At 65.0% G+C, this 25,974-nt stretch carries 20 protein-coding genes; 16 read left to right on the forward strand and 4 right to left on the reverse strand.

Annotated features, from left to right (window positions below):
- The first annotated feature begins 106 nt into the window (after window positions 1-106).
- Window positions 107-721 (forward strand): 50S ribosomal protein L10, encoded by a 615-nt coding sequence (gene rplJ, locus A5636_RS15125; RefSeq protein WP_065159445.1) that lies wholly within the window; start codon window positions 107-109, stop codon window positions 719-721.
- Window positions 722-771: 50 nt separating this feature from the next.
- Complete coding sequence (gene rplL / locus A5636_RS15130; protein WP_065159446.1) at window positions 772-1,164, forward strand: 50S ribosomal protein L7/L12; 393 nt, start codon at window positions 772-774, stop codon at window positions 1,162-1,164.
- Between the two features lie 61 nt (window positions 1,165-1,225).
- Here the strand turns inward: rplL and A5636_RS15135 are convergent, their stop codons facing one another.
- Window positions 1,226-1,909: a TetR/AcrR family transcriptional regulator gene (locus A5636_RS15135; RefSeq protein ID WP_216638840.1), complete on the reverse strand. Its 684-nt coding sequence runs from the start codon at window positions 1,907-1,909 to the stop codon at window positions 1,226-1,228.
- A 61-nt stretch (window positions 1,910-1,970) separates the two neighbouring features.
- Here A5636_RS15135 and A5636_RS15140 point away from each other — a divergent pair, with 61 nt between their 5' ends.
- The 4 genes from A5636_RS15140 (at window position 1,971) to A5636_RS15155 (ending at window position 12,688) form a co-directional block, all read left to right on the forward strand.
- On the forward strand, window positions 1,971-3,500 hold the full coding sequence (locus tag A5636_RS15140) for a carotenoid oxygenase family protein (protein ID WP_065159448.1): 1,530 nt from the start codon (window positions 1,971-1,973) through the stop codon (window positions 3,498-3,500).
- Window positions 3,501-3,620: 120 nt separating this feature from the next.
- Window positions 3,621-4,625 carry an ABC transporter ATP-binding protein gene (locus A5636_RS15145; protein ID WP_065159449.1) on the forward strand — a complete coding sequence of 335 codons (1,005 nt, stop codon included), beginning with the start codon at window positions 3,621-3,623 and terminating at the stop codon, window positions 4,623-4,625.
- Window positions 4,626-5,172: 547 nt separating this feature from the next.
- Entirely contained in the window at window positions 5,173-8,658 is a 3,486-nt protein-coding gene (gene rpoB, locus A5636_RS15150; RefSeq protein WP_065159450.1) for a DNA-directed RNA polymerase subunit beta, read from the forward strand.
- A gap of 67 nt (window positions 8,659-8,725) precedes the next feature.
- Window positions 8,726-12,688, forward strand: coding sequence for a DNA-directed RNA polymerase subunit beta' (locus tag A5636_RS15155; RefSeq protein ID WP_065159451.1), 3,963 nt, complete (start codon window positions 8,726-8,728; stop codon window positions 12,686-12,688).
- A gap of 135 nt (window positions 12,689-12,823) precedes the next feature.
- Here the strand turns inward: A5636_RS15155 and A5636_RS15160 are convergent, their stop codons facing one another.
- Window positions 12,824-14,740, reverse strand: a complete 1,917-nt coding sequence (locus A5636_RS15160; protein ID WP_065159452.1) for a neutral ceramidase — start codon at window positions 14,738-14,740, stop codon at window positions 12,824-12,826.
- A gap of 62 nt (window positions 14,741-14,802) precedes the next feature.
- Here A5636_RS15160 and A5636_RS15165 point away from each other — a divergent pair, with 62 nt between their 5' ends.
- From A5636_RS15165 to A5636_RS15185, 5 genes are all read left to right on the forward strand, one after another.
- Complete coding sequence (locus tag A5636_RS15165) at window positions 14,803-15,555, forward strand: deoxyribonuclease IV (protein ID WP_065159453.1); 753 nt, start codon at window positions 14,803-14,805, stop codon at window positions 15,553-15,555.
- Window positions 15,556-15,698: 143 nt separating this feature from the next.
- The gene (locus A5636_RS15170; RefSeq protein ID WP_065159454.1) at window positions 15,699-17,339 is read left to right on the forward strand and encodes an acyl-CoA dehydrogenase family protein; all 1,641 of its coding nucleotides are present in this window, start codon (window positions 15,699-15,701) and stop codon (window positions 17,337-17,339) included.
- A complete protein-coding gene (locus A5636_RS15175; protein WP_065159455.1) occupies window positions 17,336-18,274 on the forward strand; it encodes a crotonase/enoyl-CoA hydratase family protein in 939 nt (312 codons plus the stop codon). The genes A5636_RS15170 and A5636_RS15175 overlap by 4 nt, the downstream gene beginning before the upstream one ends.
- Window positions 18,275-18,289: 15 nt before the next feature.
- Window positions 18,290-19,018 (forward strand): PaaX family transcriptional regulator C-terminal domain-containing protein, encoded by a 729-nt coding sequence (locus tag A5636_RS15180; RefSeq protein ID WP_155763835.1) that lies wholly within the window; start codon window positions 18,290-18,292, stop codon window positions 19,016-19,018.
- A complete protein-coding gene (locus A5636_RS15185; RefSeq protein WP_065159457.1) occupies window positions 19,015-19,791 on the forward strand; it encodes a crotonase/enoyl-CoA hydratase family protein in 777 nt (258 codons plus the stop codon). The genes A5636_RS15180 and A5636_RS15185 overlap by 4 nt, the downstream gene beginning before the upstream one ends.
- 5 nt (window positions 19,792-19,796) lie before the next feature.
- Here A5636_RS15185 and A5636_RS15190 read toward each other — a convergent pair whose 3' ends face one another.
- Together A5636_RS15190 and A5636_RS15195 are read right to left on the reverse strand one after the other, a co-directional pair.
- Complete coding sequence (locus A5636_RS15190; protein ID WP_065159458.1) at window positions 19,797-20,249, reverse strand: DUF3060 domain-containing protein; 453 nt, start codon at window positions 20,247-20,249, stop codon at window positions 19,797-19,799.
- A gap of 77 nt (window positions 20,250-20,326) precedes the next feature.
- Entirely contained in the window at window positions 20,327-20,704 is a 378-nt protein-coding gene (locus A5636_RS15195) for a DUF3060 domain-containing protein (protein ID WP_065159459.1), read from the reverse strand.
- 227 nt (window positions 20,705-20,931) lie between these two features.
- On the opposite strand from A5636_RS15195, the gene A5636_RS15200 reads away from it, so the two are divergent.
- From A5636_RS15200 to tuf, 5 genes are all read left to right on the forward strand, one after another.
- Entirely contained in the window at window positions 20,932-21,576 is a 645-nt protein-coding gene (locus A5636_RS15200; RefSeq protein WP_065159460.1) for a TetR/AcrR family transcriptional regulator, read from the forward strand.
- A 323-nt stretch (window positions 21,577-21,899) separates the two neighbouring features.
- Window positions 21,900-22,274 (forward strand): 30S ribosomal protein S12, encoded by a 375-nt coding sequence (gene rpsL / locus A5636_RS15205; RefSeq protein ID WP_007767794.1) that lies wholly within the window; start codon window positions 21,900-21,902, stop codon window positions 22,272-22,274.
- Window positions 22,274-22,744, forward strand: a complete 471-nt coding sequence (rpsG, locus tag A5636_RS15210) for a 30S ribosomal protein S7 (protein ID WP_065159461.1) — start codon at window positions 22,274-22,276, stop codon at window positions 22,742-22,744. Before rpsL ends, rpsG begins: the two co-directional genes overlap by 1 nt.
- Window positions 22,745-22,813: 69 nt before the next feature.
- Window positions 22,814-24,919 (forward strand): elongation factor G, encoded by a 2,106-nt coding sequence (gene fusA / locus A5636_RS15215; protein WP_065159462.1) that lies wholly within the window; start codon window positions 22,814-22,816, stop codon window positions 24,917-24,919.
- Between the two features lie 115 nt (window positions 24,920-25,034).
- Window positions 25,035-25,974 (forward strand): elongation factor Tu (gene tuf / locus A5636_RS15220; protein ID WP_065159463.1); only part of this gene is annotated, 940 nt, incomplete at its 3' end.

Here is a 25,974-nt window from a genome sequence, read left to right on the forward strand (position 1 = left end):
CGCACGCGCCGGTATCTGTACGCCCCGGCCATTCTGCGCCGGGGCGTTCGTCGTTCTCGACCCCTTCGGTGGTAGAGACGCCAAGTCCATACATCAGGAGGTAGGCATGGCCAGGGCTGACAAAGCCACCGCCGTTGCGGATATCGCGGAGCAGTTCAAGGCATCGACGGCGACGGTCATCACCGAGTACCGCGGTCTGTCGGTGGCCAACCTCGCCGAACTGCGCCGTTCGCTGGGGGAGTCGACCACCTACTCGGTCGCCAAGAACACCCTCATCAAGCGAGCGGCTTCCGAAGCCGGCATCGAGGGGCTCGACGAGTTGTTCGCCGGCCCGACGGCGATCGCGTTCGTCAACGGTGAACCGGTGGACGCCGCCAAGGCCCTCAAGACCTTCGCCAAGGAGCACAAGGCGCTGGTCATCAAGGGCGGCTACATGGACGGTCACGCGCTGACCGTTGCCGAGGTCGAGCGCATCGCCGACCTGGAATCTCGCGAGGTGCTGCTGGCCAAGTTGGCCGGGGCCATGAAGGGCAACCTCGCGAAGGCGGCCGGGCTGTTCAATGCACCCGCGTCGCAGGTGGCCCGCCTGTTGGCTGCCCTGCAGGAGAAGAAGGGCTCCGAAGCCCCCACGGACGCTCCCGTAGCTCCCGTAGCTCCCGAAGCTCCCGAGACTCCGGAAGCTCCGGTCGCCGCGGATGCAGAACCGGCACCGGCTGAATAACTCAGAAAACCCAAGTAACAAGACCCAAGTAATAAGAGAGGACCCACCCCATGGCAAAGATGTCCAGCGACGAGCTGCTCGACGCATTCAAGGAAATGACCCTGCTGGAGCTCTCGGACTTCGTGAAGAAGTTCGAGGAGACCTTCGAGGTCACCGCGGCCGCTCCGGTCGCCGTAGCCGCGGCCGGTCCTGCCGGCGGTGGCGCGCCCGCCGAGGCTGCCGAGGAGCAGTCCGAGTTCGACGTCATCCTCGAGGCCGCCGGTGAGAAGAAGATCGGCGTCATCAAGGTCGTCCGCGAGATCGTCTCCGGCCTGGGCCTCAAGGAGGCCAAGGACCTGGTCGACAGCGCGCCCAAGCCGCTGCTCGAGAAGGTCGCCAAGGAGGCCGCTGACGAGGCCAAGGCAAAGCTCGAGGCTGCCGGCGCCAGCGTCACCGTCAAGTAGTCTCTGCCAAGCAGACGTAAAGGCCCCCGACACTGCCGTGTTCGGGGGCCTTTACGTCTGCTCAGCGTAACGCGGCAAGTTGCGACGCCCTGCTGAGTTCGGGCGAATCGCCTAGAGCGACAAGAAGATTCGTCGTCATCGAGCCCAGCACGCGCAGTACCGCCGATTCGTCGTTGCCGTAGAACCCGGCCAGCTCGAGCATCACGAAGCCGTGGATCAACGCCCAGAATTGCGCCGCGGTGGCGACGACGGCGGAATCGTCGTCCGTTGGGCACACCGTGATGCGACCCGCGTGCATCGATCGGTGCACCGCACGTACCACATGCGCGAAGCTCGGCTCGTGCTGTTCGATCTCGTCGAGTGTCAACGTAAGAACATTGCCGGCCGGCGCATTGATGCCGTGCGCGCTGGTGCTGCCGAACATCAATCGGTACATATGCGGCCGCTCAATGGCGAACCGCCGATAGGCGGTGCCGACGGCCATCAGATCGGCCACCGGGTCGTCGGTCGGGGGCACCGTCAGTGCGGCGTCGAACTGCCGCAAACCCTCCTGCGCGACCGAGGCGATCAGTTCGCGCATCCCGCCGAAGTGGGTGTAGACGGCCATCGTCGACGTCCCCGCCGCGCTTGCAACCTTGCGGGTTTGAAGGGCGTCCGGACCGTGCTCGTTGAGCAGTCCCACCGCAGCATGCAGCAGCTCGTCTCGCACGCTGCGTCGAGTCTGGGAAGCCGTCATCCTTGCCATCTTCTCACTGGCGGCGTAGCGTCTCAATAACGCTGAAATAACAATGTTATAGGAGCTCGGGATGACCACCATCCAACCCGTTGAAGTCAAGAATCCTTATTTGGACGGCTTCCTGGCGCCGGTGAGCGCCGAAGTGACCGCGACCGACCTGAAGGTCACCGGGCACATCCCCGAGCACCTCAATGGACGGTATCTACGCAACGGGCCGAATCCGGTCGCCGAGGTGGATCCCGCTATCTACCACTGGTTCAGCGGCGACGCGATGGTGCACGGCGTGGCGCTCGAACGCGGACAGGCGACCTGGTACCGCAACCGTTGGGTCCGCACCCCTTCGGTGTGTGCCGCACTCGGTGAGTCGGCGCCCGCGGGCCTGGACCCCCGCGTGGGAATGCTCTCGGTCGGTCCCAACACCAATGCGTTGACCCACGCCGGGCGAACCTTGGCGCTCGTCGAGGGCGGTGGCGCCAACTACGAGCTCAACGAAGACCTAGGGACGGTCGGACCCTGCGACTTCGACGGCACCCTGTTCGGCGGATACACCGCCCACCCGCACCGCGATCCGGTGACCGGAGAGTTGCACGCCGTTTCCTACGCCTTCACGCGCGGAAGCACAGTGCAGTACTCGGTGATCGACGCCCACGGGCGCGCGCGGCGGACCGTAGACATCAAGGTGAGCGGGTCCCCGATGATGCACGACTTCTCGCTCACTGAGAAATATGTGGTGATCTACGACCTGCCGGTGACGTTCGACGCCATGCAGATCATGCCGGCGGCAATGCCACGCCCGTTGACCGCGGCTGCCCGGCTGGTAATGCAGTCGGTGTTGGGCCGCGTCCGCATTCCCGGCCCGATCACGGCGATGCTCAATCGCAACCGGCAGCCGGTGCATCGGATGCCCTACAAATGGGATCCCGGCTATCCGGCGCGCATCGGAGTGCTGCCCCGCGAGGGGGACGCTGACGACGTGCGCTGGTTCGACATCGAACCCTGCTACGTGTTTCACCCACTCAATGCCTATACCGAGCTGCGGGACGGCGTGGAGCTGCTGATTCTCGATGTGATGCGGTACTCACGCATGTTCGAGCGCGACCTGCGGGGTCCTGGCGAGAGCCGACCAACCCTCGATCGCTGGACGATAAATCTGACCACGGGTGCGGTGAAGACCGAATGCCGCGACGACCGCTCGCAGGAGTTCCCCCGGATCAACGAGACGTTGACCGGGGCTCGGCACCGTTACGGCTACACCCTCGGCTTCGACGGTGGTTACCTGTCGGCCGGGGAGTACGAGATGTCCACCACCGTGTACAAGCACGACTATCTGACCGGCTCGCGTGCCGTCGCGAACCTCGATCCAGACCTTTTGATCGGCGAGATGTCCTTTGTGCCCAATCCGGCTGTGCCCAACCCGACCTCTGACCCCGCCACGCAAGCCGAGGACGACGGCATCCTGATGGGCCTGGGTACTCATCGCGGGCGGGACGAGGGCCAGTTGGTGCTGTTGGACGCCCAGACGCTGGAATCCGTCGCGACCGTCCATCTTCCGCAACGGGTACCGATGGGTTTTCACGGCAACTGGGCACCGACGGGGTAGCTGCCGCGGCCCCGGGATTGTTATCTTCCCAACCCTGATGCGTGCCCCAGGCGTGCGCTACAGTGACTCAAGCCACAGACGGCCTGGTGGCGAGTTCGCGCGTCGACGGAAGGATTTCCCATGGGCGTCAGCATCGAGGTCAACGAACTGACCAAGTCCTTCGGATCCTCGAGGATCTGGGAAGACGTCACGCTCGAAGTCCCTTCGGGAGAGGTCAGCGTGTTGCTGGGCCCTTCCGGTACCGGTAAGTCCGTGTTCCTGAAGTCCCTGATCGGTCTGCTGCGGCCGGAACGGGGCTCGATCATCATCGACGGCACCGACATCATCGAGTGCTCGGCCAAGGAGCTCTACGAGATCCGCACCCTGTTCGGCGTGCTGTTCCAGGATGGTGCGCTGTTCGGCTCGATGAACCTGTTCGACAACACCGCCTTCCCGCTGCGCGAGCACACCAAGAAGAAGGAAAGCGAAATCCGTGACATCGTCATGGAGAAGCTGGAGATGGTTGGTCTGGGCGGCGACGAAAAGAAGTTCCCGGGTGAGATCTCTGGTGGTATGCGCAAGCGTGCCGGCCTGGCCCGTGCTCTGGTGCTGGACCCGCAGATCATCCTCTGCGACGAGCCGGACTCCGGTCTGGACCCGGTCCGTACGGCCTACCTGAGCCAGCTGATCATGGATATCAACGCGCAGATCGACGCGACCATCCTGATCGTTACGCACAACATCAACATCGCCCGCACGGTGCCCGACAACATGGGCATGCTCTTCCGTAAGCACCTGGTCATGTTCGGTCCGCGCGAAGTGCTGCTGACCAGCGACGAGCCGGTGGTGCGCCAGTTCCTCAACGGTCGCCGCATCGGACCCATCGGTATGTCCGAGGAGAAGGACGAGGCCACCATGGCAGAAGAGCAGGCCATGGTCGACGCCGGTCAGCATGCCGGCGGTGTGGAGGACATCGAGGGTGTGCCGCCGCAGATCCAGGCGACACCGGGTATGCCCGAGCGCAAGGCGGTGGCCCGCCGTCAGGCCCGCGTCCGTGCGATGTTGCACACACTGCCAAAGAACGCGCAGGCCGCGATCCTCGACGACCTCGAGGGCACGCACAAGTATTCGTCGCACGACTACTGATCCCCGGATGATCCCCGGATGATCCCCGGATGATCCCGGGGCGGGTCACGCCCGCCACACTCCGTTCCACCAGACAGGGTTCAAAGCCGGTTCCAAAGCGCTGCTGCACGCCGCCAACCGCTCTTTCCTGCACGTTTACCCTGCGCAGCCGCGGGAATTAGCGAGAAGTTTCCCACAACTTGCCGCACGTCCCTCTTGACGACGGGGCCTAAACGGGTCAATGTGTTGGGCAGCATGTGTGTGTGGGGATCTCGAGGTGCCAGCCAGCGCCGTTACCCGTGCACTGCTGATTGTTGTGGGTATTTGAGGAATGCGCCGTCCTGCGCTATTGTTGGACGTTGCGCTGGCTACTTCCTGCCCACCTCACCCGCCACTGACACCGTGGTCTTAGCCTGAGTCCATTTTGCGGCTCAGCTATTCGGTTGCGTTCGTGAGATCCGGACAGTTCGTCCGCCAGCCGAACCGACACATTTATCTGCGGCGAACAGACCCCGCCGGGCCAGGCCCCTTCGTTAAGGCCTCCTCAGGGCTCTCATAGTCGCACGAGGTGCTGGAAGGACGCATCTTGGCCGATTTCCGCCAGAGCTCAAATAACTCCGTACCTGGGGCCCCGAACCGGGTGTCCTTCGCCAAGCTTCGCGAACCCCTCGAGGTTCCGGGGCTGCTCGACGTTCAGACCGATTCTTTCGAATGGCTGATCGGCGCGCAGGACTGGCGTAACCGCGCACTGGAGCGTGGTGAGGTCAGCCCGAAGGGCGGCCTGGAAGAGGTACTCGACGAGCTGTCGCCCATCGAGGACTTTTCCGGCTCGATGTCGCTGTCTTTCTCCGACCCCCGCTTCGACGAAGTCAAGGCGCCGGTCGACGAGTGCAAAGACAAGGACATGACATACGCGGCGCCGTTGTTCGTCACCGCTGAGTTCATCAACAACAACACCGGCGAGATCAAGAGCCAGACGGTGTTCATGGGTGACTTCCCGATGATGACGGAGAAGGGCACCTTCATCATCAACGGCACCGAGCGTGTCGTGGTCAGCCAGCTGGTGCGGTCTCCCGGTGTGTACTTCGACGAGACCATCGACAAGTCCACCGAGAAGATGCTGCACAGCGTCAAGGTGATCCCCAGCCGCGGTGCGTGGCTGGAGTTCGACGTCGACAAGCGCGACACCGTGGGCGTGCGCATCGACCGCAAGCGGCGTCAGCCCGTCACCGTGCTGCTCAAGGCTCTCGGCTGGACCAACGAGCAGATCCACGAGCGGTTCGGGTTCTCCGAGATCATGATGGGGACGCTGGAGAAGGACAACACCGCCGGCACTGACGAGGCGTTGCTGGACATCTACCGCAAGCTACGTCCGGGCGAACCGCCCACCAGGGAGTCGGCCCAGACCTTGCTGGAGAACCTGTTCTTCAAGGAGAAGCGCTACGACCTGGCCCGTGTCGGCCGCTACAAGGTCAACAAGAAGCTCGGTCTCAACACCGGGCAGCCGATCACCTCGTCGACGCTGACCGAGGAAGATGTGGTCGCCACGATCGAGTACCTGGTGCGCCTGCACGAAGGCCAGAGCACGATGACGGTGCCCGGTGGCTCCGAGGTGCCGGTGGAAACCGACGACATCGACCACTTCGGTAACCGTCGGTTGCGCACGGTGGGCGAGCTGATCCAGAACCAGATCCGGGTCGGTATGTCCCGGATGGAGCGCGTCGTGCGCGAGCGGATGACCACTCAGGACGTCGAGGCGATCACGCCGCAGACCCTGATCAACATCCGGCCGGTCGTCGCCGCGATCAAGGAGTTCTTCGGCACCAGCCAGCTGTCGCAGTTCATGGACCAGAACAACCCGCTGTCGGGTCTGACCCACAAGCGCCGGCTGTCGGCGCTGGGGCCGGGCGGTCTGTCTCGTGAGCGGGCCGGCCTGGAAGTTCGTGACGTGCACCCGTCTCACTACGGCCGCATGTGTCCGATCGAGACCCCGGAAGGCCCCAACATCGGTCTGATCGGGTCGCTGGCGACCTATGCGCGGGTCAACCCGTTCGGGTTCATCGAGACGCCGTACCGCAAGGTCAACGACGGCGTGGTCTCCGACGAGATCGTCTACCTGACGGCAGACGAGGAGGACCGCCACGTGGTGGCGCAGGCCAACTCGCCGCTCGAGGACGACGGCCGCTTCGCCGAGGACCGCGTGCTGGTCCGCCGTAAGGGCGGCGAGGTCGAGTACGTGTCATCGGCCGAGGTCGACTACATGGACGTGTCCCCGCGCCAGATGGTGTCGGTGGCCACCGCGATGATCCCGTTCCTCGAACACGACGACGCCAACCGTGCCCTGATGGGTGCCAACATGCAGCGTCAGGCGGTTCCGCTGGTGCGCAGCGAGGCGCCGTTGGTGGGCACCGGCATGGAGCTGCGTGCGGCCATCGACGCCGGCGATGTCGTCGTCGCCGAGGAGGCCGGTGTCATTGAAGAGGTGTCGGCCGACTACATCACCGTCATGCACGATGCGGGGACGCGGCGCACCTACCGGATGCGCAAGTTCGCCCGCTCCAATCACGGCACCTGCGCCAACCAGTCCCCGATCGTGGATGCGGGGGACCGGGTGGAGGCCGGTCAGGTGATTGCCGACGGTCCGTGCACCGAGAACGGTGAGATGGCCCTCGGCAAGAACCTGCTGGTGGCGGTTATGCCGTGGGAGGGTCACAACTACGAGGACGCCATCATCCTGTCCAACCGTCTCGTCGAAGAGGACGTGCTGACCTCGATCCACATCGAGGAGCACGAAATCGACGCACGCGACACCAAGCTGGGCGCCGAGGAGATCACCCGGGACATCCCGAACGTCTCCGACGAGGTGCTGGCGGACCTGGACGAACGCGGCATCGTGCGTATCGGTGCCGAGGTCCGTGACGGCGACATCCTGGTCGGCAAGGTCACCCCCAAGGGGGAAACCGAGCTGACTCCGGAGGAGCGGTTGCTGCGCGCCATCTTCGGTGAGAAGGCCCGCGAGGTCCGCGACACCTCCCTGAAGGTGCCGCACGGTGAATCCGGCAAGGTGATCGGCATTCGGGTGTTCTCCCGCGAGGACGACGACGAGCTGCCTGCCGGCGTCAACGAGCTGGTTCGCGTGTACGTGGCCCAGAAGCGCAAGATCTCCGACGGTGACAAGCTCGCCGGCCGGCACGGCAACAAGGGCGTCATCGGCAAGATCCTGCCGGCGGAGGACATGCCGTTCCTGCCGGACGGCACCCCGGTGGACATCATCCTGAACACCCACGGTGTGCCGCGACGGATGAACATCGGCCAGATCCTGGAGACCCACCTCGGTTGGGTGGCCAAGGCCGGCTGGAACATCGAGGGATCACCCGAGTGGGCCGCCACTTTGCCGGACAGCATGCGGTCGGCCGAACCGGACAGCCTCGTCGCCACCCCGGTGTTCGACGGTGCGCGGGAGGGCGAGCTGGAGGGCCTGCTGGGTTCGACGTTGCCCAACCGCGACGGTGAGGTAATGGTCAACGCCGAGGGCAAGTCTCAGTTGTTCGACGGGCGCAGCGGTGAGCCGTTCCCGTACCCGGTGACCGTTGGCTACATGTACATCATGAAGCTGCACCACCTGGTGGACGACAAGATTCACGCCCGCTCCACCGGTCCGTACTCGATGATCACCCAGCAGCCGCTGGGCGGTAAGGCGCAGTTCGGTGGTCAGCGGTTCGGCGAGATGGAGTGCTGGGCCATGCAGGCCTATGGCGCGGCGTACACGCTGCAGGAGCTCTTGACCATCAAGTCCGACGACACCGTCGGTCGGGTCAAGGTCTACGAGGCGATCGTCAAAGGCGAGAACATCCCCGAGCCGGGCATTCCCGAATCGTTCAAGGTGCTGCTCAAGGAGCTGCAGTCGTTGTGCCTCAATGTCGAGGTGCTCTCGAGTGACGGTGCTGCGATCGAGCTCCGCGAGGGCGAGGACGAAGACCTGGAGCGGGCTGCGGCCAACCTGGGAATCAACTTGTCGCGCAACGAATCTGCGTCTGTAGAGGATCTTGCTTGATCCCTTCGGTCCGCTAGCGAAACCAGTTTTAAGTAGTTACTAAACCCGCAAGGGGAAAGGGAGTTACGTGCTAGACGTCAACTTCTTCGATGAACTCCGCATCGGCCTGGCTACCGCGGAGGACATCCGTCAGTGGTCCTACGGTGAGGTCAAGAAGCCGGAGACCATCAACTACCGCACGCTCAAGCCGGAGAAGGACGGCCTGTTCTGCGAGAAGATCTTCGGACCGACTCGCGACTGGGAGTGCTACTGCGGCAAGTACAAGCGCGTGCGCTTCAAGGGCATCATCTGTGAGCGCTGCGGCGTCGAGGTGACCCGCGCCAAGGTGCGCCGTGAGCGGATGGGCCACATCGAGCTGGCCGCCCCGGTCACGCACATCTGGTACTTCAAGGGCGTTCCGTCGCGCTTGGGCTACCTGTTGGACCTGGCGCCGAAGGATCTGGAAAAGATCATCTACTTCGCGGCCTACGTGATCACCGCGGTCGACGACGAGATGCGGCACAACGAGCTGTCCACGCTCGAAGCCGAGATGGTGGTGGAGCGCAAGGCCGTCGAGGACCAGCGCGATGCCGACCTGGAAGCGCGCGCCCAGAAGCTGGAGGCCGACCTGGCCGAGCTGGAGGCCGAGGGTGCCAAGGCCGACGCCAAGCGCAAGGTGCGCGACGGCGGCGAGCGCGAGATGCGTCAGCTGCGCGACCGTGCCCAGCGCGAGCTGGACCGGCTCGAGGACATCTGGAGCACCTTCACCAAGCTCGCCCCCAAGCAGCTGATCGTGGACGAGAACCTCTACCGCGAGCTGCAGGACCGCTACGGCGAGTACTTCACCGGTGCCATGGGCGCCGAGTCGATCCAGAAGCTGATCGAGAACTTCGACATCGACGCCGAAGCCGACTCGCTGCGCGAGGTCATCCGAAGTGGCAAGGGGCAGAAGAAGCTTCGTGCCTTGAAGCGCCTGAAGGTGGTGGCTGCATTCCAGCAGTCCGGCAACTCCCCGATGGGCATGGTGCTCGACGCGGTGCCGGTGATCCCGCCGGAGCTGCGTCCGATGGTTCAGCTCGACGGTGGCCGGTTCGCCACGTCGGACCTCAACGACCTGTACCGCCGCGTGATCAACCGCAACAACCGACTCAAGAGGCTGATCGACCTCGGCGCGCCCGAGATCATCGTCAACAACGAGAAGCGGATGTTGCAGGAGTCGGTGGACGCCCTGTTCGACAACGGCCGTCGCGGACGTCCGGTCACCGGGCCGGGTAACCGCCCGCTGAAGTCGTTGAGCGATCTGCTCAAGGGTAAGCAGGGCCGGTTCCGGCAGAACCTGCTCGGCAAACGCGTCGACTACTCGGGCCGTTCGGTCATCGTGGTCGGGCCGCAGCTCAAGCTGCACCAGTGTGGTCTGCCCAAGCTGATGGCGCTCGAGCTGTTCAAGCCGTTCGTGATGAAGCGACTGGTCGACTTGAACCACGCGCAGAACATCAAGAGCGCCAAGCGAATGGTGGAACGGCAGCGTCCGCAGGTGTGGGACGTCCTCGAAGAGGTCATCTCCGAGCACCCGGTGCTGCTCAACCGCGCTCCCACGCTGCACCGACTGGGCATCCAGGCTTTCGAGCCGATGCTGGTGGAGGGCAAGGCCATTCAGCTGCACCCGTTGGTGTGTGAGGCGTTCAACGCCGACTTCGACGGCGACCAGATGGCCGTGCACCTGCCGCTGAGCGCGGAGGCGCAGGCCGAGGCTCGCATCCTGATGCTGTCGTCCAACAACATCCTGTCGCCGGCCTCGGGCCGTCCGCTGGCCATGCCGCGACTGGACATGGTGACCGGGTTGTACTTCCTGACCACCGAGGTCGCGGGCGACAAGGGCGAGTACCAGCCGGCCGCGTCGGACCAGCCGGAGGTTGGCGTGTACTCCTCGCCGGCGGAGGCCATCATGGCCGCCGACCGTGGGGTGCTTTCGGTGCGCGCCAAGATCAAGGTGCGGTTGACGCAGCTGCGTCCGCCGGCCGAGATCGAAGCCGAGCGGTTCGGCGCCAACGGCTGGCAGCCGGGCGATCCCTGGGTGGCCGAAACCACGCTGGGCCGGGTGTTGTTCAACGAGTTGCTGCCGCTGGGCTATGCGTTCGTGAACAAGCAGATGCACAAGAAGGTGCAGGCTGCGATCATCAACGACCTGGCCGAGCGCTACCCGATGATCGTGGTGGCCCAGACCGTCGACAAGCTGAAGGACGCCGGTTTCTACTGGGCGACCCGCAGTGGTGTGACCGTCTCGATGGCCGACGTGCTGGTTCCGCCGCGCAAGAAGGAGATCCTCGACCACTACGAGGAGCGCGCGGAAAAGGTCGAAAAGCAGTTCCAGCGTGGCGCTTTGAACCATGACGAGCGCAACGAGGCACTGGTGGAGATCTGGAAGGAAGCCACCGACGAAGTGGGTCAGGCGTTGCGGGAGCACTACCCCAACGACAACCCGATCATCACGATCGTCGACTCGGGTGCCACGGGTAACTTCACCCAGACCCGGACGCTGGCCGGCATGAAGGGTCTGGTGACCAACCCCAAGGGTGAGTTCATCCCGCGTCCGGTCAAGTCCTCGTTCCGCGAAGGCCTGACCGTGCTGGAGTACTTCATCAACACCCACGGCGCGCGAAAGGGGCTGGCGGACACGGCATTGCGTACCGCCGACTCCGGCTATCTGACCCGTCGTCTGGTGGACGTCAGCCAGGACGTCATCGTGCGCGAGCACGACTGCCAGACCGAGCGCGGCATCGTCGTCGAACTGGCCGAGCGTCAGGCCTCGGTTGATGGGCAAGCAACGCTCATCCGCGACCCGTACATCGAAACCTCGGCGTACGCGCGGACTTTGGGCGCCGACGCGGTCGACGAGGCCGGCAACGTCGTCGTCGCACGCGGAGAGGACCTGGGCGACCCGTCGATCGAGGCCCTGCTCGCCGCAGGCATCACGTCGATCAAGGTGCGTTCGGTGCTCACCTGCACGACCGGCACCGGCGTGTGCGCGACCTGCTACGGGCGGTCCATGGCCACCGGCAAGCTGGTCGACATCGGCGAGGCGGTCGGCATCGTGGCCGCCCAGTCCATCGGTGAGCCGGGCACGCAGCTGACCATGCGTACCTTCCACCAGGGTGGTGTGGGTGAGGACATCACCGGCGGTCTGCCGCGTGTCCAGGAGCTGTTCGAGGCCCGAGTGCCGCGTGGCAAGGCGCCGATCGCCGATGTGACCGGGCGGGTGCGACTCGAGGACGGCGAGCGCTTCTACAAGATCACCATCGTTCCCGACGACGGTGGCGAAGAAGTGGTCTACGACAAGCTGTCCAAGCGTCAGCGTCTGCGGGTGTTCAAGCACGAGGACGGCTCCGAGCGAGTGCTGTCCGACGGCGACCACGTCGAGGTGGGCCAGCAGCTGATGGAAGGCTCGGCCGACCCGCACGAGGTGCTGCGTGTGCAGGGCCCGCGTGAGGTGCAGATCCACCTGGTCCGCGAGGTCCAGGAGGTCTACCGCGCCCAGGGTGTGTCGATCCACGACAAGCACATCGAGGTGATCGTGCGCCAGATGCTGCGCCGGGTCACCATCATCGACTCGGGTTCGACGGAGTTCCTGCCCGGTTCGCTGATCGACCGTGCGGAGTTCGAGGCGTCCAACCGCCGGGTGGTCGCCGAAGGCGGCGAGCCCGCGGCCGGACGTCCGGTGCTGATGGGTATCACGAAGGCGTCGCTGGCTACCGACTCGTGGCTGAGTGCGGCGTCGTTCCAGGAGACCACGCGGGTGCTTACCGATGCGGCGATCAATTGCCGCAGCGACAAGCTGCAGGGTCTGAAGGAGAACGTGATCATCGGAAAGCTGATCCCGGCCGGTACCGGTATCAACCGCTACCGCAACATCCAGGTGCAGCCTACGGAAGAAGCGCGTGCAGCTGCATACACGATCCCGTCGTACGAGGATCAGTACTACAGCCCGGACTTCGGTCAGGCCACTGGTGCTGCGGTTCCGTTGGACGACTACGGATATTCGGACTACCGGTAGGTAGCTCCAGCGAAAGCCCCCGCACGCTCCCTGAAGTCACCACTTCAGAGCGTGTCGGGGGCTTCGCGTCTGTCCACCGGCCTTGCTGGTGGCGATCGGCTTCGCTGGTGGCGATCGGCTTCGGCAACGAACGCCTCAGGCGACGGTGAACTCGCGCGTCGTTGCCAGGAAAGGCTCCAGTCGGCCCTTGGTGTCGCGAGCCATGGCGTGATGGACGATGCGGTACTGCCCCGGCGCTGCATCCCCGGGGATGTCCCAAGTGATGCTGACACGGGAGCCGCTGCGCCCGTCGCGCTGCCAGCGGAATGTGGTGCACCAGTCGCCGTCGTCGGCGACCCGCACCCATTCGGCGCCCACCTGACGGACCACCTCGGCGTAGGTCCGGCCGCGGTGCAGGTCGTTGTTGGGGTGGGCGCTGACGAAAACGGCCTCCACCGTCGTGCCGCGGCGACAGGTACCGGTCGGCTCGGCAAGGATCGAGCCGAAGGAGCCGGTGTCGGCCGGGACATCGCGCAACCAACTGCGTGGCTTGTGCCGCCGGGGGCCGGATCCCGGATCCACCGGCCGGCCGTCGCGCATGGCTTCGGCCAACCCTGCCACCGTCTGCATCAGGGCCGGCAGTTCCCATCGGCCGAACAACGTACTGCCACCCTCGTAGCGCTGTTCCAGATACTCCTCCGGCGTCGTCACGTAGTGCATGTAGGCGTTGCAATACCCCACGCACAGCACGTCATTGAGGTCAGCACCGACGATCGATGCCACCGTGCGACGCAACCGAAGTCCCGAGACGATGGTCGGCTCGCCGGGAATGCCGATCAGATACAGGCGGCCGATCCGCACCAGATGTACCGGCACGATCTCCTGCACGAACGGTTGCAGCCGGTTGATCAGATGCGCGGGGACCACCATGCCTTTTGGGGCGTGCGCTGCACGCAACTGCGTCGCGAACCGATAGATAGCGCTGGAAACCCTGTCCCAGAATGGGTTTCGGCCCTGACGAAAACCATGGAAGCCCTCGCCTTCGTCGGTGCCGGCCATGGTCGCGGCGGCGATCAGCGCGTGACCCGTGCGGTGCTCCCGCCCGTCGGGGGTGTATTCGCCGCGCACCCGCACCGCTCCGAGGTCGACGTAGGTGAATCGCGAGTCGACGCCGGTGCCGATCGGTGTGCCGTTGTCCAACTGCGAGAACGCGTCCTGGAATTGCGACATCCCGATGCGCTGGGTGTTCGCCCGTTCGTCGCTTACCGTCGACGGCCCATACGCGACGGGTCCTTCGACGTGCGGGCTCATGTCGCCCGGATTGGTCTGAGCGAACGCGGCAATGAAATCGGGCTGTCCGTCGAGATAGTCGGCGGCGCCGACGGTGCGCTCCCAGTGGTAGGCCGCGAAGCCTTTGTTGTCGCTGGAGATGAGCAGGTTGCGGTTGGTCATGCTGGTGCCGTGGGTGGGGAAGAAATGCACGGCACCCACAGTGCAACTGTTGCGATCGATGCGCACCAACGTGGTGAGCGGGTCGATGCGGTCCGGGAAGAATTCCCTGTCCCGCGCGGGATTCCGGTCGAACGACGACGGCGACCGGTTGATGCTGGCGTCCCGCAACTCGCCGTGCGACAGCGTCACCTCGGCCGGCGCCACATCGTCGTGGGCGTGCCGGACCGACTCGACGATCCCGTCGACGATCGCTGCGAACGTCGCGGGCCGGAAGCCGCTCGTCGACAGGTTGTACAGCAGATGCCCGCAGTAGCCGCCGGGACCAGAGTGGGTGTGGGTGGTTGTGATGATGGTGTTCTGGGCGCAATAGGTTTTGCCGTACGACTTGGCCAACCGCCGCAGCACTTCATCGGTCACGTTCTGCATGGGCAGCGGCAGTTCGGCGACCACGAGCAGTAACCGCGAATTCCCGTCGTCGAAGACAAAGGCACGCGACCGCAGGCGAAGGTGAATACCCGCGGTGCGCTGCTCGGTTTTGCCGTAGCCCAGCATGCCGCACTCGGTGGGCTCTCCGGTGATGTCTGCGATGCCCCTTCCCACCGAAAGGCCCACAGACGCCATTGCCCGTCCTCCATCCAGTCGGCTACGGACTCACACCCTATGCGCATCACTAAACTGGCTTGGTGCTTATCGGTTCGCATGTTCGTCAAGATGACCCTCTGGCCGCAGCCGCCGCGGACGGCGCTGACGTGGTGCAGTTTTTCCTCGGTAATCCGCAGAGCTGGAAGAAGCCGAAGCCTCGCGAAGACGCAGAGACGTTGAAAGCGTCCAGCGTGCCGCTGTACGTGCACGCGCCGTACCTGATCAATGTGGCATCAGCCAACAACCGGATCCGGATCCCGTCGCGCAAAATCCTGCAGGACACCTGCGACGCCGCCGCGGAGATCAACGCGACGGCGGTGATCGTGCACGGCGGCCACGCCGACGACAACGACATGGAGGCGGGTTTCGAGCGCTGGGTCAAAGCGCTGAAGTACTTGGAAACCGACGTCGCGGTCTATCTGGAGAACACCGCCGGTGGTGACCATGCGATGGCCCGCTATTTCGACACCATCGGCCGGCTATGGGACCACATCGGCGACACCGGGATCGGCTTCTGTCTGGACACCTGCCACGCCTGGGCGGCCGGTGAGGCCTTGATCGACGCCGTCGAGCGGATCCGAGCGCTGACCGGCCGCATCGACCTTGTGCATTGCAACGACTCGCGGGACGCGGCCGGTTCCGGCGCCGACCGGCATGCCAACTTCGGCACCGGAAAGATCGACCCCGAGTTGCTGGTTGCCGTGGTCAAGGCCGCCGACGCGCCGGTGATTTGCGAAACCGCCGACGAGGGCCGCAAGGACGACATCGCTTTTCTGCGGGAGCGCACCGGCTGATCGCCGTCCCACCAGCCGAACGTGCAGCTTGTGCCACGTTCGGCGCCGAGCGGGTAGCTAACGTCACGATCGGCGACATCGGCCCGCCAGACGCGCACATTACAGGTCTTGTGCGGCTGTTGGGGAAATGTAACATTGGTGGCATGGCAGATACGCACGTCGTCACCAACCAGGTCCCGCCACTCGAAAACCACAACCCCGCCACCTCGGCGGTCCTCATCGAGGCATTGATCCGTGAGGGCGGCCAATGGGGCCTGGACGAAGTGCACGAACTCGGTGCCCTCTCGGGCGGTGCCCAGGCCCAGCGTTGGGGTGAACTGGCCGACCGCAATCGGCCGGTCCTGCACACCCATGACGGTGTGGGGAATCGCATCGACGAGGTCGAATACGACCCGGCGTACCACGAGCTGATGCGCACCGCCATCGCGCACGGCCTGCACGCCGCCCCGTGGGCCGACGACCGCCCCGGATCGCACGTGGTGCGCGCCGCCAAATCGTCGGTATGGACGGTCGAACCGGGCCACATCTGCCCGATCTCCATGACGTACGCCGTCGTACCCGCCCTGCGCTTCAACCCGGAACTCGCGGCGGTATACGAGCCGCTGCTGACCAGCCGGGAGTACGACCCGGAGCTGAAGCTGGCCGCCACAAAAGCCGGCATCACCGCGGGCATGTCGATGACCGAGAAGCAGGGCGGGTCCGACGTTCGCGCCAGCACCACCGAAGCGCATCCCATCTCGAACCCCAACGGTGACGGTACTTACAGCTTGCGGGGCCACAAGTGGTTCACCTCAGCACCCATGTGCGACATCTTCCTGGTGCTGGCTCAGGCGCCGGGGGGTCTGTCGTGCTTCATGCTGCCGCGGATCCTGCCCGACGGCACCCGGAACCGAATGTTCCTGCAACGGCTCAAGGACAAGCTCGGCAACCACGCCAACGCCTCTAGCGAGGTGGAATACGACGGTGCCACCGCCTGGCTGGTCGGCGAGGAGGGCCGCGGCGTCCCGACCATCATCGAGATGGTCAACCTGACGAGGCTGGACTGCACGCTGGGCAGCGCCACCAGCATGCGCACCGGCCTCACCCGCGCCATCTACCATGCGCAGCACCGCAAGGCATTCGGCGCGTACCTGATCGACCAACCGTTGATGCGCAACGTGCTGGCCGACCTGGCGGTCGAGGCGGAGGCCGCCACCATCGTGGCGATGCGAATGGCCGGGGCCACCGACCGCGCGGTCCGCGGTGACCAGAAAGAAGCGCTGCTGCGCCGGATCGGGTTGGCGGCCAGCAAGTACTGGGTATGCAAGCGCGCCACCCCGCACGCCGCTGAAGCCCTGGAATGCCTGGGCGGCAACGGCTATGTCGAAGACTCGGGCATGCCGCGGCTGTACCGCGAGGCCCCGCTGATGGGGATCTGGGAAGGTTCGGGCAACGTGAGTGCGCTGGACACGTTGCGGGCCATGGCAACTCGGCCCGAATCCGTTGAGGTGCTGTTCGACGAGTTGGCGCAGAGCGCGGGCCAGGATGCCCGGCAGGATGCGCACGTCGAGCGGTTGCGCCAGCAGCTGGCCGACCTGGAGACCATCCAGTACCGGGCCCGCAAGGTCGCCGAGGACATCTGCCTGGCGCTGCAGGGGTCGCTGCTGGTGCGGCACGGCCACCCGGCGGTTGCCGAAGCGTTCCTGGCCACCAGGCTCGGCGGCCAGTGGGGTGGAGCTTTCGGCACCATGCCCACGGGTCTGGATCTGGCGCCGATCATCGAGCGTGCTCTAGTAAAGGGATGACCCACTCGATCAGGCCGGTCGACTTCGACAACCTGAAGACGATGACCTACGAGGTCACCGACCGGGTTGCGCGAATTACTTTTAACCGACCCGAGAAGGGCAACGCGATCGTCGCCGACACCCCGCTGGAGCTGTCGGCTCTGGTGGAGCGGGCTGACCTCGATCCCAATGTGCACGTCATCCTGGTGTCGGGCCGGGGTGAGGGGTTTTGCGCGGGATTCGACCTGTCGGCTTACGCCGACCGGACCGGCTCGGCGGGCGGAACGGGTGCGTATGAGGGCACGGTCCTGGACGGCAGGACCCAGGGTGTCAATCATCTCCCGAACCAGCCGTGGGACCCGATGATCGACTACCAGATGATGAGTCGTTTCGTGCGCGGCTTCGCCAGCCTGATGCATGCCGACAAACCCACGGTGGTCAAGATCCACGGCTACTGCGTGGCCGGTGGCACCGATATCGCTCTGCACGCCGATCAGGTGATCGCCGCCGCCGACGCCAAGATTGGCTACCCCCCGACTCGGGTGTGGGGCGTCCCGGCCGCAGGCCTGTGGGCGCACCGCCTCGGTGACCAGCGCGCCAAACGCCTCCTGTTCACCGGCGATTGCATCACCGGAGCGCAAGCCGCCGAGTGGGGGTTGGCGGTCGAGGCTCCCGACCCGAAAGACCTCGACGAGCGCACCGAACGGCTGGTCGAGCGTATTGCGGCATTGCCGGTCAACCAACTGATCATGATCAAGCTGGCGCTCAATTCCGCTCTGCTGCAACAAGGTGTCGCCACCAGCCGGATGGTGAGCACCGTATTCGACGGCGTTGCCCGGCACACTCCCGAGGGACACGCCTTCGTCGCCGACGCGGTCGAGCACGGCTTCCGCGACGCGGTCAGACATCGTGACGAACCGTTCGGCGACTACGGCCGCAAAGCGTCCCAGGTGTAGTCGATGCCCAGATCGCTGGCCCGCATGACCGCACGGTCGGTGGTGCTCAGCGTCCTGCTGGGTGCTCATCCAGCGTGGGCGAGCGCTGCCGAACTGATCAGACTGACCGCGGATTTCGGTATCAAGGAGACGACGCTGCGGGTGGCGTTGACCCGCATGGTCGGTGCCGGCGACCTGGTCCGGTCCGCCGACGGCTACCGGCTCTCGGATCGGCTGTTGGCCCGCCAGCGCCGGCAGGACGCGGCCATGCGCCCGCCCACCCGGGCCTGGCACGGCTCGTGGCACCTCGTGGTCGTCACCAGCGTCGGTACCGACCCCCGCGCTCGCGCTGCGCTACGAAACCATATGCACGACAAGCGTTTCGGTGAGTTACGTGAAGGGGTCTGGATGCGCCCGGACAACCTCGACCTGGACCTGGACCCTGATGTAGCGATCCGGGTACGGGTGCTCAGCGCCCGGGATGACGCCCCGGCCGCGCTGGCCGGGCAACTGTGGGACCTCATCGAGTGGGTGCAGGTCGGGCACCAGTTACTGGCGGAATTCGCCGAATCTGCAAGCGTTCCCGAGCGTTTCACGGTGGCCGCCGCGATAGTGCGCCACCTGCTGACCGACCCGATACTGCCCGACGAGCTGTTGCCCGCGGATTGGCCGGGCGCCCGGCTGCGCGCGGCCTACCACGACTTCGCTACCGAACTGGCTCGGCGACGCGATGTGACTGAAGAACAACTACAGGAGGCGACATGAGTGATCTGGTGCGCGTCGAACGCGACGGACCGGTGACGACGGTGACCATCACCCGGCCGGAGGCGCGCAACGCCGTCAACGGCCCCACGGCCGCCGCCCTGTATGCCACCTTCGAGCAGTTCGATCGCGACGACACGGCTTCGGTCGCCGTGTTGTGCGGGGAGGGCGGAAACTTCTGCGCCGGAGCCGATTTGAAGGCGTTCGGCACCCCACAGGCCAACGCCGTGCATCGCACCGGCCCGGGTCCGATGGGACCGTCGCGCATGCTGTTGTCCAAGCCGGTGATCGCTGCGGTCAGCGGTTACGCCGTGGCCGGCGGTCTGGAGCTGGCGTTGTGGTGCGACATGCGGGTGGCCGAGGAGGACGCCGTGTTCGGCGTGTTCTGCCGCCGGTGGGGGGTTCCGCTGATCGACGGCGGCACCGTCCGGTTGCCCCGGCTGATCGGGCACAGCCGCGCGATGGACATGATCCTGACCGGCCGCGCGGTCAAGGCCGACGAGGCCTTGGCCATGGGGCTGGCCAACCGCGTGGTGCCCAAAGGCCAAGCTCGGCAGGCGGCCCAGGAGTTGGCGGCCCAACTGGCGGCCCTGCCACAACAATGCCTGCGCTCGGACCGGATGTCGGCGTTACACCAGTGGGGACTGCCCGAGTCCGCGGCAATGGACCTCGAATTCGCCAGCATCTCCCGGGTGGCCGGTGAGGCGCTCGAGGGCGCCGGCCGGTTCGCTTCCGGCGCCGGCCGGCACGGCGCACCGGCCACTAACGGGAAATAGGGGCGTCAGCCCTTCTTGATCTCGTTGCTCGAGCCGCCGATGTTGTCTACTTTCGGCTCTCCGTCTTTATAGGTCAGGGTGTTGTCCATACCGAGCACGGTGATCTTGCTGGTGACCTTGTCGACGGTGATCTTGTTGCCCTTGCCCAGGACGCGCACCGACTCGCAACTGCCCGTCACCGTCAGGGTGTTGTCCGAACCGGCCACGTTCAGCGACTTGCCGTCCGCGCAATCCAGCGTGGCCGTCGTCCCCATCGAGCCGTAGGTCAACGTGTTGCCGATCTCCACCGACGCGGTGGTGGTCGCGCTGCCCGACGTCGACGGCTCCGCGGTGCCGCTGGTCGCCGACGTCGACGACTTGGTGCTGGAGGAACTGGACGTCGAGCCCGCGGGCGGGCCGGCCGTCGAACTACAACCCGTCAGCCCGAGCGCTGCCACGGCGACGGCCGCCGCAGCCATACGTAGTGCAGGAATGTTGACACGCACGGTGTTGTTCCTCCCGGTAATAGCCTGCGGCGGTTGCCAATTGACCGAACTCAGGGTCCTACTCGTTGAATCCGGTTGGTCATACCCAACTCTCGGCCGCGGTCCCAGATGACCGGGTCGCCGTTGTGAAAGTACACCGTGCCGTCGTAGCCGTACACGGTGATGTCGTTGATGACGGTGTCGGCGACGACCGTGTTGGAACTGCCCATCATGGTCACTGCCCAGCAGGTGCCCTTGGCGGTGATGTTGTTGTTGGTTCCGTTGACCATCAAGGTGGCGTCGTTGCAGTCGATCGTCATCTCGACACCCTGCCCGGTGATGTGCGTGTCCCCGTTCGTGGCCTGCGCCGACGGTGCCGGGGCGGCGGGCGTGGCAGCGACGGTGGCGGCACAGACTGCCAGTGCTCCGAGAGCGGTAGTCCATTTCACTGCAGTGCCCCCCTTCGTTGGGTGGGTGACGGCTCCGAAACCTGATGGAGACCTCGATTGAGATTACGTGTATTTGCCCGCCAGTGGACAGCCCCTTGCGGATTTTCCGTCCACGCCTCCCGGCGCACTCGCCCAGGCGGCACGCGCGCCGAATCGGACCGGCCGGCGGCAGTCAACTAGAGTCATTAGTTGACCACGCCGGCAATTCAACCGAAGGGCGAAGCGCCATGGCAGCTCAACCGGAACAGCCGTCAGTCGGCGGCCGTCCGCGTGGGGGGCGAACCGGAGCGCGCCAAGCCAAGCTGAGCCGCGACGGCATCGTCGAAGGCGCTCTGACATTCCTGGATCGGGAGGGTTGGGATTCGCTGACCATCAACGCTCTGGCGACCCAACTCGGGACCAAGGGGCCGTCGCTGTACAACCACGTCGACAGCCTGGAGGATCTGCGCCGGGCGGTACGTATCCGGGTGATCGACGACATCATCACGATGCTGAACCGGGTGGGGGAGGGTCGTGCCCGCGACGACGCAGTGTTGGTCATGGCCGGCGCCTACCGCAGCTATGCCCATCACCACCCCGGTCGGTACTCGGCGTTCACCCGGATGCCGCTGGGCGGTGACGACCCGGAATACACCGCGGCCACCCGAGGTGCTGCCGGGCCGGTGATCGCGGTGTTGTCGTCCTACGGACTCGACGGCGACGAAGCGTTCTATGCGGCCCTGGAATTCTGGTCGGCGCTACACGGGTTCGTGCTGCTGGAAATGACCGGCGTGATGGACGAGATCGACACCGACGCGGTGTTCACCGACATGGTGCTGCGATTGGCCGCCGGGATGGACCGGCGCACCGCACCGACCTCGGACAGGTCCTGATTCGGATGCACAGTCGGATGCCCGCTCCGGTGCACTCTCTTATGCGTACTCGTATGCGTACAAGGACCGGAATGCATCGCTTTGACCTGCCAGACCCGCGGCGGGTATTGTGGTACCTCGTGCCTGGCGGCAACGGCGCCTGAACTTCGGGGCGTAAATAGCCGGGCCAATTCGCGTGTCCACGATGCAACGGATTAGGTTCCGGGCAACCGCATGCGACACGCCCGACCTCGGGATACTGCAGTGATCCCGAGGAGGGGCATAACTGCAGTACAGGAACTTTAGAAGACGCATTTCGAACGCACAACACAGAAAGCCGGTAGATGCCAACCATTCAGCAGCTGGTCCGCAAGGGTCGCCGGGACAAGGTCGCGAAGGTCAAGACCGCGGCCCTCAAGGGCAGCCCGCAGCGCCGTGGCGTGTGCACCCGCGTGTACACCACTACTCCGAAGAAGCCGAACTCGGCGCTTCGGAAGGTCGCACGCGTGAAGCTGACGAGTCAGGTCGAGGTCACGGCATACATCCCCGGTGAAGGCCACAACTTGCAGGAGCACTCGATGGTGCTGGTGCGTGGCGGTCGAGTGAAGGACCTCCCCGGTGTGCGCTACAAGATCATTCGCGGGTCGCTCGACACCCAGGGTGTGAAGAACCGCAAGCAGGCTCGCAGCCGTTACGGCGCCAAGAAGGAGAAGAGCTAATGCCGCGCAAGGGCCCCGCACCCAAGCGTCCACTGGTCAACGACCCGGTTTACGGGTCGCAGTTGGTCACCCAGCTGGTGAACAAGGTGTTGATGCAGGGGAAGAAGTCCCTTGCCGAGCGCATTGTGTACGCGGCGCTCGAGCAGGCGCGTGACAAGACCGGCACCGATCCGGTCATCACCCTCAAGCGGGCCCTGGACAACGTCAAGCCGGCCTTGGAGGTGCGTAGTCGCCGCGTCGGTGGTGCCACCTACCAGGTGCCCGTCGAGGTGCGCCCGGACCGGAGCACCACGCTGGCACTGCGCTGGCTCGTCAGCTTCTCGCGGCAGCGCCGGGAGAAGACCATGATCGAGCGGCTGGCCAACGAGATCCTGGACGCCAGCAATGGCCTTGGGGCCGCAGTGAAGCGGCGTGAGGACACCCACAAGATGGCCGAGGCGAACCGGGCGTTCGCGCACTATCGCTGGTGACGGGCACCAGCGGGGCACGCTGGCGCAAGATAGCGAACTGACAAGCAACGAAAGAGTGGGAAGACTTCTGTGGCACAGAAGGACGTTCTGACCGACCTGAGCAAGGTCCGCAATATCGGCATCATGGCGCACATCGATGCCGGCAAAACGACGACCACCGAGCGCATCCTCTACTACACCGGCATCAGCTACAAGATCGGTGAGGTGCACGACGGTGCCGCCACCATGGACTGGATGGAGCAGGAGCAGGAGCGTGGTATCACCATCACCTCCGCCGCCACCACGACGTTCTGGAAAGACCACCAGATCAATCTGATCGACACCCCCGGGCACGTCGACTTCACCGTGGAAGTCGAGCGGTCGCTTCGCGTGCTCGACGGCGCCGTTGCTGTGTTCGACGGCAAGGAGGGCGTCGAACCGCAGTCCGAGCAGGTCTGGCGGCAGGCCGACAAGTACGACGTGCCGCGCATCTGCTTCGTCAACAAGATGGACAAGATCGGCGCGGACTTCTACTTCTCGGTCCGCACCATGGAGGAGCGCCTCGGCGCCAACGTCATCCCGATCCAGCTGCCGATCGGCTCGGAGAGCGAGTTCGAAGGCATCGTCGACCTGGTCGAGATGAACGCCAAGGTGTGGCGTGGCGAGACCAAGCTGGGCGAAACCTACGACACCGTGGAAATCCCCAGTGACCTCGCCGAGAAAGCCGACGAGTACCGCACCAAGCTGCTCGAGGCGGTCGCGGAGACCGACGAGGCGCTGCTGGAGAAGTACTTCGGCGGCGAGGAGCTCACAGTCGAGGAGATCAAGGGCGCGCTGCGCAAGCTGACGATCACCTCTGAGGCGTACCCGGTGCTGTGCGGCAGCGCGTTCAAGAACAAGGGTGTGCAGCCCATGCTGGACGCCGTCGTCGACTACTTGCCGTCGCCGCTGGATGTGCCGCCGGCCAACGGCCACGTACCTGGCAACGAAGAAGAAGAGGTCACCCGCCGTCCGTCGACCGACGAGCCGTTCTCGGCGCTGGCGTTCAAGGTCGCCGCGCACCCCTTCTTCGGCAAGCTGACCTACGTGCGGGTGTACTCGGGCAAGGTCGACTCCGGCTCCCAGGTCATCAACGCCACCAAGGGCAAGAAGGAGCGTCTGGGCAAGCTCTTCCAGATGCACTCCAACAAGGAGAACCCGGTGGACACCGCTTCGGCCGGTCACATCTACGCGGTGATCGGACTCAAGGACACCACCACCGGCGACACCTTGTGCGACCCGAACAACCAGGTCGTACTCGAGTCGATGACCTTCCCGGACCCGGTGATCGAGGTGGCCATCGAGCCCAAGACCAAGAGCGACCAGGAGAAGCTGAGCCTGTCGATCCAGAAGCTCGCCGAAGAGGACCCAACCTTCAAGGTGCACCAGGACGCTGAGACTGGTCAGACCGTGATCGGTGGGATGGGCGAGTTGCACCTGGACATCCTGGTGGACCGCATGCGCCGCGAGTTCAAGGTCGAGGCCAATGTCGGCAAGCCGCAGGTCGCCTACAAGGAGACGATCCGTCGCACGGTCGACAAGGTCGAGTACACGCACAAGAAGCAGACCGGCGGTTCCGGCCAGTTCGCCAAGGTGCTCATCGCCCTCGAGCCGTTCCACGGTGAAGACGGCGCGACCTACGAGTTCGAGAACAAGGTCACCGGTGGCCGCATCCCGCGTGAGTACATCCCGTCGGTCGACGCCGGCGCCCAAGACGCCATGCAGTACGGCGTGCTGGCCGGGTACCCGTTGGTGAACTTGAAGGTCACCCTGCTCGACGGTGCGTACCACGACGTCGACTCGTCGGAAATGGCATTCAAGATCGCCGGTTCCCAGGCGCTGAAAAAGGCTGCGCAGCAAGCGCAGCCGGTGATCCTGGAACCGATCATGGCCGTCGAGGTCACCACGCCCGAGGCGTATATGGGCGATGTGATCGGCGACCTGAACTCCCGTCGTGGCCAGATTCAGGCCATGGAAGAGCGGGCCGGTGCGCGCGTCGTGAGGGCGCACGTGCCACTGTCGGAGATGTTCGGCTACGTCGGCGACCTACGGTCGAAGACCCAGGGCCGGGCGAACTACTCCATGGTGTTCGACTCGTATGCCGAAGTTCCGGTGAACGTGTCGAAGGAAATCATTGCGAAGGCGACGGGCGAGTAGGCCCGGCGAGTAGCCCGGAGCGGACGAGTAAGCTGACGCGGTTAGCACCGCGGCAAAAATTAAAAGAAAATCAACACTGCTTTTTTAAGCACCAACAGTCCAGGAGGACACAGAAGTGGCGAAGGCGAAGTTCCAAAGGACCAAGCCCCACGTCAACATCGGGACCATCGGTCACGTTGACCACGGCAAGACCACCCTGACCGCGGCTATCACCAAGGTCCTGCACGACAAGTACCCGGAGCTGAACGAGTCCAAGGCGTTCGACCAGATCGACAACGCACCTGAGGAGCGTCAGCGCGGTATCACGATCAACATCGCGCACGTCGAGTACCAGACCGAGAAGCGTCACTATGCGCACGTCGACGCCCCCGGTCACGCCGACTACATCAAGAACATGATCACCGGTGCCGCCCAGATGGACGGCGCAATCCTGGTGGTCGCGGCGACTGACGGCCCGATGCCGCAGACGCGTGAGCACGTGCTGCTGGCCCGTCAGGTCGGTGTGCCCTACATCCTGGTCGCACTGAACAAGTCGGACGCGGTCGACGACGAAGAGCTGCTCGAGCTCGTCGAGCTGGAGGTCCGCGAGTTGCTGGCCGCCCAGGAGTTCGACGAGGAAGCCCCCGTGGTGCGGGTCTCGGCGCTGAAGGCGCTCGAGGGTGACGCAAAGTGGGTCGAGTCCGTCGAGCAGCTGATGGACGCCGTCGACGACTCGATCCCGGACCCGGTACGCGACACCGACAAGCCGTTCCTGATGCCCGTCGAGGACGTCTTCACCATCACCGGCCGCGGCACCGTGGTCACCGGTCGTGTGGAGCGCGGCGTGGTCAACGTGAACGAGGAAGTCGAGATCGTCGGCATCAAGCCGACGAGCATGAAGACCACGGTCACCGGTGTGGAGATGTTCCGCAAGCTGCTCGACCAGGGCCAGGCCGGTGACAACGTCGGTCTGCTGCTGCGTGGTATCAAGCGCGAGGACGTGGAGCGCGGTCAGGTTGTCATCAAGCCCGGCACCACCACGCCGCACACCGAGTTCGAGGGACAGGATGTAGACC

It is taken from the genome of Mycobacterium asiaticum (assembly GCF_001673315.1).
GTDB classification, from domain to species: Bacteria; Actinomycetota; Actinomycetes; order Mycobacteriales; family Mycobacteriaceae; genus Mycobacterium; species Mycobacterium asiaticum_B.